Annotated in this window: 2 protein-coding genes; both read left to right on the top strand. The window is 69.9% G+C overall.

Annotated features, from left to right (window positions below):
• A partial coding sequence (locus tag AB0M27_RS48255) for a 3-hydroxyacyl-CoA dehydrogenase family protein (protein ID WP_365732519.1) occupies positions 1 to 491 on the top strand: 491 nt, incomplete at its 5' end.
• A 238-nt stretch (positions 492 to 729) separates the two neighbouring features.
• Positions 730 to 1,004 (top strand): STAS domain-containing protein (locus tag AB0M27_RS48250; protein ID WP_365732518.1); only part of this gene is annotated, 275 nt, incomplete at its 3' end.

Here is a 1,004-nt window from a genome sequence, read left to right as displayed (position 1 = left end):
TCCCGATCACCAAGATCGCGGCCGTGACGGAGCGTCCGGAGCGCGTCGTCGGCGTGCACTTCTTCTCGCCGGTCCCGATGATGCAGCTCTGCGAGCTGGTCCGGGGCTACAAGACCAGCGACGAAACCCTCGCCACCGCGCGGGAGTTCGCGGAGTCGGTCGGCAAGACCTGCATCGTCGTCAACCGCGATGTGGCGGGCTTCGTCACCACCCGGCTCATCTCGGCGCTCGTCGTCGAGGCCGCCAAGCTGTACGAGTCGGGCGTCGCCACGGCCGAGGACATCGACACCGCCTGCAAGCTCGGCTTCGGCCACGCCATGGGCCCGCTCGCCACGGCCGACCTGACCGGCGTCGACATCCTGCTCCACGCCACGGGCAACATCTACACCGAGTCCCAGGACGAGAAGTTCGCCGCCCCCGAGCTGATGCGCCGGATGGTCGACGCAGGTGACATCGGCCGCAAGAGCGGGCAGGGCTTCTACACGTACTGACCACGGCCGCACCCCACCGGCTCTCCCCGCCCCGCAGGCCCACCGCCGCCGGGGCCGGGAAAGCCGGGGAGTGTACCCGGCCGGGCCCGGCCTCCGGCGAACCGACGTCACTCCACCGAGTGAATTCGGTATCGGTTCGCTTACAGGCGGCAACTTCCCTGTCGCCGCGGCAGTCAGTTGTGGAAGAGAAGAAGCAGACAGACGGACCTCGCTACGGAGCAACCGCAGGGGAGCGCATATGCATATCAGGGGCGACCACGCCGAGCTGGTCGTCGGGGGCCGCCTCGACGTCCGAAGCGCGGCGGACGCCCGTACGGTCCTCCACTCGGCCGTCGACGACGGAGCCGGCGATCTGGTGCTGGACCTGACCGAGCTGAATTCCTGGGACGCCACCGGACTCGGCGTCATCATGGGGGCCCACCGCAGGGCCGGCCGGGCCGGACGACGGCTCGTGCTGCGCGGAGTCCCACCGCAGATGCAGCGGCTCCTGGTGGCCACCCGGCTGCACCGCAT

Origin of the sequence: Streptomyces sp. NPDC052107, assembly GCF_040680215.1 — a bacterium.
Taxonomy (GTDB): Bacteria; Actinomycetota; Actinomycetes; order Streptomycetales; family Streptomycetaceae; genus Streptomyces.
Note: the sequence above shows the minus strand (reverse complement) of the source record. Positions and strands in the feature narration are given on the sequence as shown.